This window comes from Rhodoferax sp. (assembly GCF_034520025.1).
GTDB lineage: Bacteria > Pseudomonadota > Gammaproteobacteria > Burkholderiales > Burkholderiaceae_C > Allorhodoferax.
The window spans coordinates 549,355-563,664 of the sequence record NZ_JAXHNZ010000002.1 but is presented as its reverse complement, the minus strand read 5'-3'; the positions used below and the strand labels follow the sequence as shown (position 1 = coordinate 563,664).

Annotated in this window: 15 protein-coding genes; 5 read left to right on the top strand and 10 right to left on the bottom strand. The window is 53.5% G+C overall.

Annotated elements, in window-relative coordinates; translation table 11 throughout:
- The first annotated feature begins 41 nt into the window (after nucleotides 1-41).
- Together U5L73_RS10885 and U5L73_RS10880 are read left to right on the top strand one after the other, a co-directional pair.
- Nucleotides 42-827, top strand: a complete 786-nt coding sequence (locus U5L73_RS10885; protein ID WP_322562367.1) for a TatD family hydrolase — start codon at nucleotides 42-44, stop codon at nucleotides 825-827.
- Between the two features lie 2 nt (nucleotides 828-829).
- Nucleotides 830-1,498, top strand: coding sequence for an ankyrin repeat domain-containing protein (locus U5L73_RS10880; RefSeq protein ID WP_322562366.1), 669 nt, complete (start codon nucleotides 830-832; stop codon nucleotides 1,496-1,498).
- A gap of 173 nt (nucleotides 1,499-1,671) precedes the next feature.
- On the opposite strand, the gene U5L73_RS10875 is transcribed toward U5L73_RS10880, so the two are convergent.
- Nucleotides 1,672-2,586, bottom strand: coding sequence for an adenylate/guanylate cyclase domain-containing protein (locus U5L73_RS10875; protein ID WP_322562365.1), 915 nt, complete (start codon nucleotides 2,584-2,586; stop codon nucleotides 1,672-1,674).
- Between the two features lie 211 nt (nucleotides 2,587-2,797).
- Here U5L73_RS10875 and U5L73_RS10870 point away from each other — a divergent pair, with 211 nt between their 5' ends.
- A complete protein-coding gene (locus U5L73_RS10870; RefSeq protein ID WP_322562364.1) occupies nucleotides 2,798-3,142 on the top strand; it encodes a hypothetical protein in 345 nt (114 codons plus the stop codon).
- 2 nt (nucleotides 3,143-3,144) lie between these two features.
- Here U5L73_RS10870 and U5L73_RS10865 read toward each other — a convergent pair whose 3' ends face one another.
- The 5 genes from U5L73_RS10865 to guaB all read right to left on the bottom strand — a co-directional run bounded on the left by U5L73_RS10865 (nucleotide 3,145) and on the right by guaB (nucleotide 10,332).
- Complete coding sequence (locus U5L73_RS10865) at nucleotides 3,145-4,083, bottom strand: LD-carboxypeptidase (protein ID WP_322562363.1); 939 nt, start codon at nucleotides 4,081-4,083, stop codon at nucleotides 3,145-3,147.
- Nucleotides 4,080-5,282: a tRNA adenosine(34) deaminase TadA gene (gene tadA, locus U5L73_RS10860; RefSeq protein ID WP_322562362.1), complete on the bottom strand. Its 1,203-nt coding sequence runs from the start codon at nucleotides 5,280-5,282 to the stop codon at nucleotides 4,080-4,082. Before tadA ends, U5L73_RS10865 begins: the two co-directional genes overlap by 4 nt.
- Complete coding sequence (locus U5L73_RS10855; RefSeq protein ID WP_322562361.1) at nucleotides 5,272-7,029, bottom strand: putative bifunctional diguanylate cyclase/phosphodiesterase; 1,758 nt, start codon at nucleotides 7,027-7,029, stop codon at nucleotides 5,272-5,274. Before U5L73_RS10855 ends, tadA begins: the two co-directional genes overlap by 11 nt.
- A gap of 173 nt (nucleotides 7,030-7,202) precedes the next feature.
- A complete protein-coding gene (guaA, locus tag U5L73_RS10850) occupies nucleotides 7,203-8,849 on the bottom strand; it encodes a glutamine-hydrolyzing GMP synthase (RefSeq protein WP_322562360.1) in 1,647 nt (548 codons plus the stop codon).
- A gap of 13 nt (nucleotides 8,850-8,862) precedes the next feature.
- The gene (gene guaB / locus U5L73_RS10845; RefSeq protein ID WP_313873010.1) at nucleotides 8,863-10,332 is read right to left on the bottom strand and encodes an IMP dehydrogenase; all 1,470 of its coding nucleotides are present in this window, start codon (nucleotides 10,330-10,332) and stop codon (nucleotides 8,863-8,865) included.
- A 73-nt stretch (nucleotides 10,333-10,405) separates the two neighbouring features.
- Between guaB and U5L73_RS10840 the strand changes: the two genes are divergently transcribed.
- Nucleotides 10,406-10,915 (top strand): DUF4124 domain-containing protein, encoded by a 510-nt coding sequence (locus tag U5L73_RS10840; RefSeq protein ID WP_322562359.1) that lies wholly within the window; start codon nucleotides 10,406-10,408, stop codon nucleotides 10,913-10,915.
- 10 nt (nucleotides 10,916-10,925) lie between these two features.
- Here the strand turns inward: U5L73_RS10840 and U5L73_RS10835 are convergent, their stop codons facing one another.
- Together U5L73_RS10835 and U5L73_RS10830 are read right to left on the bottom strand one after the other, a co-directional pair.
- Nucleotides 10,926-11,288 carry an RnfH family protein gene (locus U5L73_RS10835; RefSeq protein WP_322562358.1) on the bottom strand — a complete coding sequence of 121 codons (363 nt, stop codon included), beginning with the start codon at nucleotides 11,286-11,288 and terminating at the stop codon, nucleotides 10,926-10,928.
- A complete protein-coding gene (locus U5L73_RS10830; protein ID WP_322562357.1) occupies nucleotides 11,281-11,724 on the bottom strand; it encodes a type II toxin-antitoxin system RatA family toxin in 444 nt (147 codons plus the stop codon). The genes U5L73_RS10835 and U5L73_RS10830 overlap by 8 nt, the downstream gene beginning before the upstream one ends.
- 80 nt (nucleotides 11,725-11,804) lie before the next feature.
- Between U5L73_RS10830 and smpB the strand changes: the two genes are divergently transcribed.
- A complete protein-coding gene (smpB, locus tag U5L73_RS10825; RefSeq protein ID WP_313873007.1) occupies nucleotides 11,805-12,278 on the top strand; it encodes an SsrA-binding protein SmpB in 474 nt (157 codons plus the stop codon).
- A 34-nt stretch (nucleotides 12,279-12,312) separates the two neighbouring features.
- Here the strand turns inward: smpB and U5L73_RS10820 are convergent, their stop codons facing one another.
- Nucleotides 12,313-13,425 (bottom strand): enoyl-CoA hydratase/isomerase family protein, encoded by a 1,113-nt coding sequence (locus U5L73_RS10820; protein ID WP_322562356.1) that lies wholly within the window; start codon nucleotides 13,423-13,425, stop codon nucleotides 12,313-12,315.
- Complete coding sequence (locus U5L73_RS10815; protein WP_322562355.1) at nucleotides 13,422-14,294, bottom strand: DMT family transporter; 873 nt, start codon at nucleotides 14,292-14,294, stop codon at nucleotides 13,422-13,424. The genes U5L73_RS10820 and U5L73_RS10815 overlap by 4 nt, the downstream gene beginning before the upstream one ends.
- Nucleotides 14,295-14,310 lie beyond the last annotated feature (16 nt).

The window sequence follows — 14,310 nt, the reverse complement described above, 5'->3', positions numbered from 1 at the left end:
TGTAGTGTCGAGGACGGCTGCGAGTTTCTTGCGGACTTTGCATGTTTACTGATTCCCACTGCCATCTTACGTTTCCCGAGCTCGCATCCCAATGGCCAGATATTTCTGATGCGATGAAAACAGCGCAGGTCACTCGCGCCTTGTGCATCTGCACGACGCTTGAAGAGTTTCCGACGGTACAAGAGTTTGCGGTGGCCCAGCCTCATATTTGGGCAACGGTTGGAGTACACCCGGACAATGAAGGAGTGCGAGAGCCAGATCTTGAGCGTCTCTTGCAATGGGGCAGCTTACCCAAAATCATCGCCATCGGTGAAACAGGTCTCGACTACTACCGCCTCGGCCAAAGAAGCATCTCGGAGATGGAGTGGCAAAGAGAGCGCTTCCGTGTGCACATCGAAGCTGCACGCAAACTGAACAAGCCACTGGTGATTCACACACGAAGCGCTTCAGACGATACCTTGGCAATTCTTAAGGAAGCAGGGGAGTGCGGTGATCAAAGTAGTGCAGGGGGGGTTTTTCACTGCTTTACGGAAGACGTGGATGTCGCGCGCAAAGCTCTTGATTTGGGCTTCTACATTTCATTTTCTGGAATCATTACCTTTAAGTCTGCTCAGAGTACCCGGGATGTCGCAGCCATGGTGCCACTCGATCGTTTACTGATTGAGACAGATAGCCCCTACCTCGCACCAGTGCCATACCGTGGCAAGCTAAACAATCCTTCCTACGTTCCTCATGTAGCCCAAGAATTAGCTCGGGTGAAAAACGTGACTATTGAAAAGATTGCAGAGCAGACCAGCTTGAATTTCGATGTTTTGTTCCAGGTGTAACCATGTGCAATCATCCCAAAAGACGTCTCCTCTTGGTTTTGGGCACTTTGCCCTTCTGGTGCGGCGGCGCTCATGCGGGATCGTATGAGGATTTCTTTAAGGCCATCGAAACTGACAACCCCTTGGTAATCCAAAGTCTCTTGAGTCGCGGCTTTGACCCCAACACAGTGAATCCCAAGGGCTTACCAGCGCTGCTGTTAGCCATCAAGTTGTCGGCAAAGAAGGCCACGAAGCTTCTTTTGGAACAACCCAGTCTTCGTGTAGAGGTCAGATCTCCAGATGATGAAAGCCCCTTGATGTTGGCGGCATTCGCCGGAGATGTGGATTTGTGTGCCGCATTGATCGCCAAAGACGCAGATGTGAATAAAACGGGTTGGACTCCATTGCATTACGCAGCTACTAACGCCCGTATCCCTGTGGTGCGGCTATTGTTGGAAAACTTCGCCTACATTGATGCTGAATCACCAAATGGATCAACACCATTGATGATGGCGGCCATGTACGGCAATAGTTCTGCAGTGAAGCTTTTGCTAGAGGCTGGCGCAGATCCCAGTCTCAAGAATAACAAAGGGCTCACGGCCATGGACTTTGCACGACAGGCAAAAAAAGATGAGTCTATGGAAATCCTCGGAGCCTTCGTGAGGGCTCTACGTCCCAAGGGCGTTTGGTAGGCGCTAAATCTGGAAGATCTTTGTGCAACAAGTCAGTTACTTAGACGCGCCCCTTAAACTGCGAACGCCGCATTAGAAATCCGCAAGCCACGTTAGCAGTTTATTTTACAGCCATTGCAACGTTTGTATTTTATACGATGTATATTATGTTAATAAATGTTCATGGAAAATTCTCAGCTCACAGAGAACGACACGACGGGCGCACTACTGTCGCCAAAGGAAGCCCCAAGTCCTAGCTCGCCTGACCCGTGCAAGACACACTCATCACGACGCAATAAGATTTCACCAGACGAATCCTCAGCAAACCGCACCCACGTGCCATAAGTACTGAGGTCTTCGACCAGAACCCCTCCGTTGCGCCAAACCAGCCGCGCGTGCATCCGAGAGACTCGTGGATCCCCAACGACAAACTCAGCACTTTTCACCCGGCCTATATGTGCCGGTAATTCGAACGAGCGGAATGTCATGTGCTGTTCCCGATACCTAAGATCAACTTGCTTGCCCAAAACATCTTTGCCGGACGTCGCGTTCAACATAATCTGCGCTTGCATGGTCAAGAAATCAGACTGTTCGTCCTCTTTCCACTCGACCTGTAAAACTTCGCAGTTTTGCGAACGCCCCCGGATAGCAATGTTGCCAACAGCACGGACAGACACTCCCTTCTTCAGTGACAGCGGGTCCACACTTCCTTTGCTCGCCCAAATTTGACTCGGCCCAGCTAAATCACATAGTCGGGCCGCCACATTTACCGCATCGCCGTAGTAATCACCCGCAGTGAATTCAGTGTCACCAAATGCGATTCCGATCTTGACGGGCAAACTCACTCTTGATTCAAAATTGTACAAATGGCGGCTATGGACCCGTTGCACCTCGACTGCGAAATCTAACGCCTTGCCAGTCTGCCCAAATACCGCCATGACACCGTCGCCAAGCGTTTTTACGAGTTGCCCCTGATGCGCATAAACAAGCGCCGTGATTCGGTCAAGGATTTGAGTAATAGCAACGGTCGCGCGCGCATTCCCTAGAGCCCCGAATGCAGCAGTGCTTCCATGTAGATCTGTAAAAACGACAGTTGATTTGATACCCATCCGTAATCTTCCGAGAAACGTCGTGTGAGATAAGTTACAAGCGCATTACAAGTGTTTGTGCGAATTGCGCGTTAACTGAATCACCCTCCAACATTGTTACGAGACGGTTAAGTCCACGCGGCGCCGTTGCGTAACGGGAACAATTCGCAAAACCCCTATTGCACCGCTCACCCTATGGCTTTATGTTCGCACAAAAGCAAGGAAAATATACATGCGTTGGATTGCAAATAACTGGCTTGGCCGCGTTGGTGCATTGTTGCAAGGACTCATTGCGCCCTCCAAAGAAGCGTCGGTGACCACTTTGCACGAGATTCGCTCGGAAATGCTAGCGGCATTAGGCGATGTTGCAGAAAAGCACTTTCCTTTAGTTCAGCTTCGAGTTACCTACGCAAGTGATATCGATGATTTTTGGTATTTGCGTGGTGATGTTATGGCAGCAATCGCCTCTCTGCGTGGCGAGGCAGTGGCGAAGGAAAAACTTCTTCAAATTAGCACCATGTTTATAGGCCTGGTGCCTCACAACCTGACGAACAAATTTCCAGTGCGTTTGTCTTAAAACTAGTGATGCCCCCAGTACAAAAGTACGTCTTTGCCGCTCGAGGTTAAATCTACTTTCGAGCCAAATGGTAAGAGAACTTTAGTCGGTACGTGGCCGTACGGAAGGTTGGTGTAGACAGGAATATTTAGCTGATTACGCAACCAATTGATTACCTTTGGTAAGCCGAAACCGCTGTCATGCGAAGTCAGCTTGTAGGCACTGAATTGACCTAAAACAATGGCTCGTTGACGCGCCAGGATGCCACTCCTTATTAGTTGCGTCAACATCCGCTCGATGCGGTAAGGATGCTCTGCGACGTCCTCAAGAAACAGGATTCCTTCTCGAATATTCGGAAGGTAAGCAGTACCAATCAGAGACGTTAGGACCGTCAGATTGCCGCCCCAGAGGGTAGCGTCCTCGATCATGAAATCGGTGACTGAGTTGTGACCGTTCCGGTCCTGTCGCCAACCTGCCCCCTCCCCCTGCCCCGTCAACAGATCTGCAAAGCAGTCTTCCATAATGTCGTCTGGAATTTCACCGCTGACACCGCCAACGCCAAAACCTTCACACAGTGCAGGACCGGCCCAAGTGCTAGCTCCAGTTTGCGCGAACAAAGCTAGTTGTAAGGCAGTGAAATCACTGATTCCTACAAACTGAGTTCCGTTCTCAATGGCAGACGCAATAGATGCATAGGGCAGTCGGTCAATGATCCGTGTGATACCGTAACCCCCCCTAGTTATCAGGGCGACATCTGCCCGACTATTCGCAGCACGTTCGACAGCTCGGATTCGAGTCGCATCATCCCCAGCGAAACGCTCAAATCGAGTCAAGGCATCGTGGTCAACTTCCACGTCATATCCCAATTCAGTAAGACGACGAACTCCTCTTTTGAACGCAGCACGGTCGCGAACAGCACCCGATGGGGAATACAGATAAATAACTTTTTTAACAGGGCTCATTGGATCAATAACTGACGCTCGAGAAAATCGAGATGAACTTCATCCACAACGACCGGACAAAATGATGGTGATTTGATCGTATTTCCGATTGAGAAATCAGGCCTTTTTATGGCATCTAATACGGCGGCATGCCCTTTATCTGGAAAGTGCGCAATCAAGGCTCTCACCACATCGCCTGGAAAACCATCCAGATCCTTCAAGTGTTTTCTGGACAAACCACCCGTCGACCTATAACTTTGATGGCAGGACGGCTTGGCTAGAGCCTCCAACGCTGGCGGCATGGTTGTCCGAATTGATAAAACTGAAGATGCATCTAAGTTCAAAACAGAGCAAAGTTCTGTCCCAAGAGCATTTGCGTTACCTATGGCCACGATATGGGTTGGGGTAAGGTCCATATGTTTCGTCAATTCGGCAAGCGAACTTACGTGCGCTCGCACAGAATGCCATTCACTTTTTTTCGGCCTATCACTCAAGCCATGGCCAAGCAGGTCCGGAACGATGACGCGCACACCACGACGCGCCATGCGGCTCATTAAGGACCGCGCCTGAAAAGACCAAAAACCAAATTCATGAATACAAAGCAAGATGTATTCTGAGTTTACAGTGTTCGAATCCAGATACCGAATTCGATAACCTTCACTGGTATGAAAATAGCTACCTGTGATCGTCAACTCATCGAGACAAGGTAATGCCCCCGCATCTAGTCGCAATGCATCTTCCCGAAGCGAAATTTGCTCTTCGCGGTTTCTCTTTCGCGCCAGCACAAAAAAAGATTGCAGAATTCTCTGACACTCTTCTTTGAGGACGCCACCGGTTACCCGCGTGTGATGGTTCAGTTGACTCTGGCTGAAAAGATCCAAAACAGACCCCGCAGTGCCTGTTTTGGCATCAGGCGCACCAAAAACTACTCGAGCGAGGCGACTATGAAAAACTGCTCCGCTGCACATAGTGCACGGCTCCAGCGTGACAAACAGCTCAGCACCCTTCAATCGGTGACTGCCAACGGATTGAGAGGCATCTCTCAGTGCAAGTATTTCGGCATGGGCACTAGGGTCGTTCAACTCTCGGGTTCTATTCCGTCCCCGGCCAATCACCTGTCCTTTGTGGACCACTACAGCACCCACAGGGACTTCACCAGCAGACTCTGCTAACACAGCCTCCTCCAAGGCCAGTGTCATAAAAAAATCATCAGATTCCAACGATTGCCCCGCGCTCCCTCAGCCACTCTTTCAACAATACGGAGGTCATGGGCTTGGCGTACAAATACCCTTGCCCTTCGTGGCAGCCCAACTGCTTTAAGCGCTCTGCTTGTTCCTCGGATTCGATACCCTCAGCAATGACTTTTAACTGCAGGTTCCTGCCTAATTCGATCACCATCGACGCAATGTGGCCACCCATCACATCGTCACTCAATTCCGAAACAAAGGCCCTATCGATCTTCAACCTATCGATGGGCAATTGCCGTAACTGACTGAGTGATGAATATCCGGTTCCAAAATCATCAATCGCGATCGATATTCCAAGCTCACGCACGCTGTGAAGAGTCTCCAGCATGAAGTCCGCATCCTCCATTGCAACTGACTCTGTAATCTCTAATTCCAGACACTCGGGTTGAATAGATGTATCTGATAGAGCCGACTTCAGCTTGTCAATGAACTCAGGATTTCGGAATTGAATTTGGGACACGTTGACTGACATCCGGATGTGCTTCGCACCCTGCCCCTGCAGCCGAACCAACTCATGGCAGGCCATCCTCAATACCCAATCACCAATCGCAATGATCATCCCGGAAGCTTCAGCAAGTGGAATAAATCTGTCGGGCGGAACGAAAGTTCCATCTTCGTTGCGCCAACGTATAAGGGCTTCCAAACCGACAACCGCGTTTGTCATCAGATCAACTTGCGGCTGGTACACAATAAAAAGCCGCTCGCTCTCTACAGCACTGCGCAAGCTTTGCATTAAACGAACCCGTTCGCGGATGTCTGAGCCCATCTCGGCGGAGAACATCACGAATCCTCCACGACGGCTTTTCTTGGCGCGCTTTAGGGCGATATTGGCATCCTTCAACGCGTCTCTGCCGGACGTACTTCCGCTCATCAGGCTCGTCAACCCCATGGTCGCAGTGACAACCATTGCATCGTCTTGAACCACAAAAGGACGGCGGAAAAGCGCGAGAATTCTGATCGGATCGACCACATCATGCGGTCCCATAAGCCCGAATGTATCGCTACCGATTCTTGCCAAAACAGCATCAGGGCCTAATTCAAATTTGAGGCGATCTGCAACAGACTGAAGCAACCTGTCACCCTGTTGGTGACCGAGGGCATCATTGATCTCTGAAAAGTCATCGATATCCAGTATCGCGATGATCTCGTTGCAACTGGCCGCACAAGCGAGTCGAGCTTCGCTGAGGTCAATAAACTTGTTACGGTTTGGCAAACAGGAAAGGCGATCGTAAAAAGCCATTTCATCTAGTTTGCGGATTTGTTCGTATGCGCGCAGCGCAGCAGTTACCGTCGCGTACAACTTGGTACGGGTTAATTCCGACTTGGTCTTGTAGTCGTTGATGTCGTAGTCGTGAATCGTTTCGATTTCTGGCGCGTAACCAGGCTGTCCCGTCCGCAGAATAATGCGAAGGTCCGTCAAGTTAAGCTCAGTGCGGATCGTCTTGACAAGGGCGAGACCAGCGTCTTCCCTCTCCATCACCACGTCAAGCAGAACAATCGCAACATCAGACTGCGTAGAAAGAATATTGGCCGCTTCCGCTGCTGAGTAGGCATGCAGAAACTCCAACTGACGTCCCAATATCTCAATGCCAGCCAGCGCAAAGGTTGTTGCTCTGTGCACATCAGGTTCGTCGTCGACAACCAGCAGACGCCAAACAAGTGGCTTGCCACTGTCTCCCGCCACCTCATCGTCTAAAAACTGCAGGGCGTCTGTGTCCACGGTCTGTTCCAACAAGTTGCCAGTACTCATATAAACATTGTGCATCAAGCAAAGAATAATGGTGAACCATCGAATGATGATTTAACGCCGCTACAGCTCAAAAATTAAAAAAGCTGAGGCAACGGGAGCGTTACCTCAGCTTTTTGCGCCTCATTCAGATCTAGATAATCAAACTATTCCCACTCAATAGTTGCGGGGGGTTTACTGCTGACGTCATAGGTCACACGGTTGATACCCCGTACTTCGTTGATGATCCGCCCTGAAACTGTCTTGAGCAAGCTGTATGGCAGCTCAGCCCAGTCTGCGGTCATGAAATCGCTGGTTTGCACCGCACGAAGTGCAACGACGTAGTCGTATGTCCGACCATCACCCATCACACCGACACTCTTAACAGGCAAAAAAACCGTAAACGCTTGAGACACGGCGTCGTACCACGTTTTAGGAGGCTTGCGCGGATTCGCACCGGCCAAACTGCCCCCGGTGTACGGCGTGTTGCGTAGCTCCTCGATAAAAATAGCATCGGCACGCCGCAAAAGGTCTGCGAATTCCTTGTTGACCGCGCCCAGAATACGAACACCGAGGCCAGGCCCGGGAAAAGGATGGCGGTACACCATATCTGCCGGCAACCCAAGCGCGACGCCGAGCTCACGAACTTCATCCTTGAACAACTCCCGCAAAGGCTCCAAAAGCTTCAGTCCCAGTTGCTCAGGCAGTCCACCCACGTTGTGATGACTCTTGATGGTCACAGCCTTCTTGCTTTTCGCGCCACCCGATTCAATCACGTCCGGATAAATGGTGCCTTGCGCGAGCCATTTGGCGCCAGCCTTCGACGCACCAGACGCAGTCAACTTAGAGGCTTCGGACTTGAAGACCTCCACGAACTCGCGCCCGATGATCTTTCGCTTAGCCTCGGGATCGCTGACACCTGCCAAATGGCCCAAGAATTGCTCGGAAGCATCCACCCGGATAACCTTGGCATGCAGTTTCCCGACGAACATTTCCATGACCATGTCACCTTCATTGAGGCGAAGCAGGCCGTGGTCTACAAACACACAGGTCAGTTGGTCACCGATCGCACGATGGATGAGTGCAGCAGCGACGGAGGAGTCAACCCCTCCACTCAAACCGAGTATCACCTCTTCATCACCCACCTGCTCGCGGATCCTTTGCACCGCCTCGGCGATATAGTCTCCCATGATCCAATCTGGCTTGGTGCCACAGATTTGCAAAACGAATCGCTCCAGCAGCTCTTGCCCTTTTTTGGTATGCGTCACCTCGGGATGGAACTGAACCGCGTAAAAGCGACGCGCCTCGTCAGCCATTCCCGCGATCGGGCAGGCTGCGTTCGAAGCCATCACAGAGAAGCCGGGGGGCAATTCCGTCACTTTGTCCCCGTGGCTCATCCAAACATCCAGAACGCCGTGCCCCTCTTCCGTACGAAGATCTTCCAAGCCATCCAGCAATTGGGTGTGACCATGGGCACGCACCTGTGCAGATCCAAACTCCCGCGTGCGCCCTGCTTCCACTTTGCCGCCGAGTTGTTGCGCCATGGTTTGCATGCCGTAACAAATGCCCAATACGGGAACGCCTAGGCCAAAGACAGCTTCGGGGGCTTTGTCCGTCTCGTCTTCATAGACACTGGCGTGGCTACCAGACAAGATGATGCCCTTCAAATTGCCATCTGCAGCGTAGGCTCGCACCCACTCGTCAGAAACATCACAGGGATGAACTTCACAGAACACGTAGGCATCACGTACTCGGCGAGCAATAAGCTGGGTGACTTGCGATCCGAAGTCAAGAATCAGAATCTTTTGATGCATGGGCGGCTAACGTTCAATCGGCTCGGTAGTTCGGTGCTTCTTTGGTGATTTGCACGTCATGGACGTGGCTCTCACGAATGCCCGCAGTGGTGATTTCGACGAACTCCGCTTTTTCTTGCATTTCTGCAATCGTTGCGCATCCGCAATATCCCATGCTGGCGCGGATACCACCGGCCATCTGGAACACGATCGCCACCATGGATCCTTTGTAAGGAACGCGACCTTCGATACCCTCGGGCACCAGCTTGTCCGCGTTAGGGTTTCCGGTGCTCGACTCTTGGAAATAGCGATCCGCGCTGCCTTGCTGCATCGCGCCGATACTGCCCATTCCGCGGTAGCTCTTATAGCTGCGACCTTGGTACAAGATCACTTCACCAGGGGCCTCTTCGGTACCCGCGAACATGCCGCCCATCATGACGGTTCCAGCACCAGCGGCAATGGCCTTGGCGATATCACCGCTGTAGCGAATGCCGCCGTCCGCGATCAATGGAACACCTGTGCCGCGCAAGGCCGTGGCCACGCTGTCGACAGCCATGATTTGGGGTACACCCACACCAGCCACAATACGTGTCGTGCAAATCGAACCGGGGCCGATACCCACCTTGACGGCGTCGGCACCCGCCTCCACCAGCGCCAGCGCTGCTGCACCGGTGGCAATGTTCCCGCCCACCACATCCACCTGAGGAAAGTTTTGCTTGACCCAACGCACACGGTCAATCACACCTTTGCTGTGGCCGTGCGCCGTGTCGACCACGATCGCGTCGACACCCGCCTGAACCAAAGCCTCCACACGGGCTTCGGTACCTTCACCGACGCCCACTGCCGCACCAACCCGCAGGCGGCCGGTCACATCACGAGCGGCATTGGGGAAATTGAGTTGCTTGGTGATGTCTTTCACGGTGATCAAGCCTTTGAGCTCAAAGGCCTCGTTGACCACCAGCAGACGTTCCAGCTTGTGCTTGTTCAATAGGGCCTTGGCAGCCTCAGGCGTTGTACCGTCAGGCACGGTGATCAAGCGCTCACGAGGCGTCATGATTTCGCGCACTGGCTGGTCATAGCGAGTCTCGAAGCGGAGGTCACGGCCAGTCACGATACCCACGACTTTGCCGCCATCACATACCGGGAAGCCGGAAACTCCGAGCTGCTCGGAAAGGGCAATGACCTGGCGAACTGTTGTATCCGGCGTGATGACCACAGGGTCACGCAGCAGACCGGACTCGTAGCGCTTCACCTTGGAGACTTGCGCAGCTTGCTCAGCGGCCGTCAGGTTTTTGTGCACGATGCCCATGCCGCCCTCTTGGGCGATTGCAATCGCAAGACGCGCCTCGGTGACGGTGTCCATCGCAGCCGATACCAGTGGAAGGTTCAGTGCGATGTTGCGGGAGAAACGGGTGGCGAGGCTGGTGTCCTTAGGAAGGACTTGGGAGAACGCTGGAACCAACAACACATCGTCGAAGGTCAGCGCTTTGCCGAGAAGGCGCATGTCAAAGCTCCAAAAATCGGATTGTACCCGTGACGACACAGCTTCTTTCCGCGAGAAACGCTAAACTGGCCCCATGCAGATCTCTAAATTTCTTGTTGCGCTCCCCTTGGCACTCGCAGCCTCGATGGCCACAGCACAGTGGCAATGGCTGGACAAAGACGGCAGAAAAATTTTCAGCGATCGGGCTCCGGGGCCTGAAGTGCCTGAAAAAAACATCTTGAAACGACCAGCCGGCGCGAAAGCGCCTGCCGCAGATTCCAACGCACAAGCTACCCCAGAAGGAAGCAAAGCGGATGGTGCTGCAGCACCCGCCGCCAAGGACGCAGGCGTAGACAAAGCGCTAGACGCAAAGAAGAAACAAGCCGAAGCTGCAGAGGCAGCCCAGAAAAAAGCCGAAGCTGAAAAAGTCGCCAAAGCGAAAGCGGACAACTGCAAACTTGCGCGTCAGGCCAAAACTACATTTGAATCCGGAATTCGCTTGGCACGCACCAATTCAGCTGGCGAACGTGAAGTTTTGGATGATGCGGCCCGGGCCAGTGAGATGCAGCGAATCCAAGGTGTGATTGACGCAGATTGCAAATAGCGCCTGACTTTTAGCGTCGGGGTGGGCGCATTCCCCTGTCTTGGGCAAACAAACCTGCCGATTTGGACCCCTGCCGGGCAAACCGCTCTCGTCGGGCTACCTTGGGGTCGACCCTCAAAGGAGACAGCAGCTCCAGACGGTCACCCTGTCTCAGTACATGCGTGGGCGCAATTTTCTCACCCCAAATCGCCAAAACCAGTGTGTCGACTTGCGCATCGGGAACATTAGCGAGCAAGCTGCTTGCAGCAACAGCGCGTGCGGCTGTTGCGCCGATTGGTAGTTTGACTCTGATTTCTGCGACATGTCTTGGCGCTACGACGAGGGCCACCATCACCTCGATCGGATCGACCACGATTTCAGGTGAATCATTCACCATAGACATCCTGCGCACGCTTGACAAACGCATCAACCAGGTTGGCCGCGATTTTGTCAAACACCGGGCCTACCAACTTGGCAAGGGTTCCACTATCAAAACCATAGTTCAGCACCAGGCTCACCCTGCAGGCACGCTGGCTTCCATCCCCCACGGGGGCAAATACCCACTCCCCCTCTAATTTGGAGAAGGGGCCTTTCACCAACTGCATGCCCACTCGCTCATTGGGCGTGTGATTGTTCTGGGTGACGAAAGTCTGACGGATTCCGCTGAACGAAATACCCACCTCCGCCGTCATTCCGCCCTCCTCTTGGCTTAAGACTTGGGCATGGTCACACCATGGCAGAAAGCGTGGGTACTGAGCGACATCAGTCACCAAAGCATACATTTCTGCAGGGCTGTACCAAATAAGGACGGACTTGTGAACGGTTTTCATAGAATGCGAGGTTGCGTGGGATTGTAGACAAGCCCATATGCGTCTCTTTCAAACCTGCCCGCTATCCCCATTTGCACCTCATGGCCAAGAAACCCGAAACTCAATCGCGCATCGCTGACAACAAAAAAGCCGCCTTCAACTATTTCTTTGAAGAGAGGTTTGAAGCAGGACTGGTACTGGAAGGTTGGGAAGTGAAATCCCTGCGCGAGGGAAAAGTGCAACTCACCGACGGCTATGTGGTAATTCGGGATGGCGAAATGTTCATCATCGGGTTGCAAATTAACCCTTTGCACACAGCCTCAAGCCACGTGAGCCCGGACAAAGTTCGTACCAAAAAGCTGCTGCTGCACAAAGAGGAGATCAAACGGCTAACCGGCAAGGTGGAGCAAAAGGGCTACACCCTTGTACCCATCAACTTGCACTGGAAAAGCGGCAAAGTCAAATGCGATATAGCCTTGGCCAAGGGCAAGGCTGAGCACGACAAGCGCGACACCATCAAAGACCGCGAGGGCAAGCGGGAGGTAGAACGTGCAATGAAAGACCGCAACCGCTAGGCTTTGACCACTTGCCGGGGCCAGCCTCAGAACCTTACGCCAGGTGCCGCAAGGGATGAGCCGCAGCAGGCCAAGGGCTCTCAAAGAACGGCGCGACCATCTCCGGTGTTACTTCTTCAATAGCAGCAGGTGACCAGCGTGGGTGGTGGTCTTTGTCAACCGCCAAGGCGCGAATGCCTTCCACTGTTTCACTGCTTGCGCCGCTACGCGCCAGATGGCGGGTCGCAAAGCAATGGCGGACCATTTCACGCTCCATGCGCAGCTCGTCGGCCAGCAACATGCCGCGCCCACGGCGGATCTGTTCAAGCACCACATGCAACATCAATGGTGATCGCTTGTGCAGCGTAGCCAGGGTCGACTGCGCCCACTCTGAGCCATCGGACTCCAGAGCCTGAACGATGGCCGGCACATCCTTACCTGCAAAAACTGCATCAATCAGGGGCCTAGCGCTCATAGAAACTGCGCTTGTAGCTATAGAAAACGTAGCAACACATTCGCCCAGCGAGGCCGGTGACTGCCAATCGATCTGCGACAGTGCATCCCAGGCGGAGGGTAATGATGCAGACTCCATCATCACGTCGGCGAGGCCGGCAGCAACCGCACCCTCGCCGTCCAACAGCTCACCCGTTAGTGCCAACCATTCACCGACACGGCCGGGGCAACGACTTAAAAAGTAGCCCCCACCCACATCAGGAAAGAGGCCAATACCAGTTTCCGGCATTGCCATCTTGGTTCGCCCCGTCACGATACGGTGCGAGGCGCCTTGGCTCACCCCCATGCCACCGCCCATCACGATTCCGTCCATAAAGGCGATGTAGGGCTTGGGATAAGTGTGAATCAAGTGGTTCAGCGCGTACTCTTCGGTGAAAAAATCTTCAAGCGCAGGATCACCGGACAAGGCTGCGGTATGGAAAAAGCGGATGTCCCCACCGGCACAAAACGCACCAAAAGGCCCCTCTTTGCCCATACCGCGTATAGCCACCGCATGCACCAACGGGTCGTTGCTCCAGTGCTTCAAGGCCGCTGTCAGCGCTCGCACCATGGGCAAGCTCAATGCATTCAAGGCTCGTGGCCGATTCAGAGTAACCAAGCCCACGCCACCGCGAACCTCCGTCAACACCTCATCGCACTGTGAAAAATCTGTCATGTTCTTTGTCTCCATCCTATCCATTCATTGACCACCAGCGCACCGATGACCAGTGCACCTCCAGTTAACACGGCAGCACCCGGCTCTTCACCCGCGCCCCACCACGCCAACAGGATGCCGAAGATCACCTCTAGCAGCTGCAGCAATGATATTTCAGGGGCCTTCAGAATCTGGGCACAGCGCACGCTCAGCACACAAGGCACGGCCAGCTGAAATACGCCTAGAAAGCCGAGCAACAGCACATCATGACCAGTCGCTTGCAAAGGCAAGGCCAAGGGAAGGGTTGCCAAGCAGGAAATTAAACCGCCTGCCCACACCGCCGGCATCAGGTCCACATCGTGACCTTGATCGTGGGCATGTTGGGTCACCGTCCAATTGGTGGCGCCGGCTAGCGGCACACACAAGGCGACCAAGGTACCGGCCAGCGACACGCTCCCGAGCTGCGAGGCATACATGTACACAATGCCTGCCCCCGCAACCCACACAGCCACCCAAGTCCATTTCGGAATCGTCTGGCCGATGAAGACTCGCGCAATGATCGCTGTCAGGAGCGGCCCCATAGACATAGTCACCAGCACGTTCCCCACAGTGGTGAGTGTGAGCGCCACCAAAAAGGCGGTGAACATGATGCTCCAACACACTGCGCTGAGCCAAAAGCTGCGGCCCGCCCTCAAGGTGTTGCGAAAAACTGCTTTGCCACTCACCCAAGGCAGCAAAAGACTCAATGACGCCACCGTAAAGAATGCGCGCCAGAAGGTTATCTCGAAACTACGCGCTGATTCCAAGTGCCGCGTGACAACACCCGCGGTGGACCACATTAAGGTCACCATGACCATCAAAAGCACAGCGCGGTTGTGGCTTAACTTCATCACCCTCCCCTTTCGT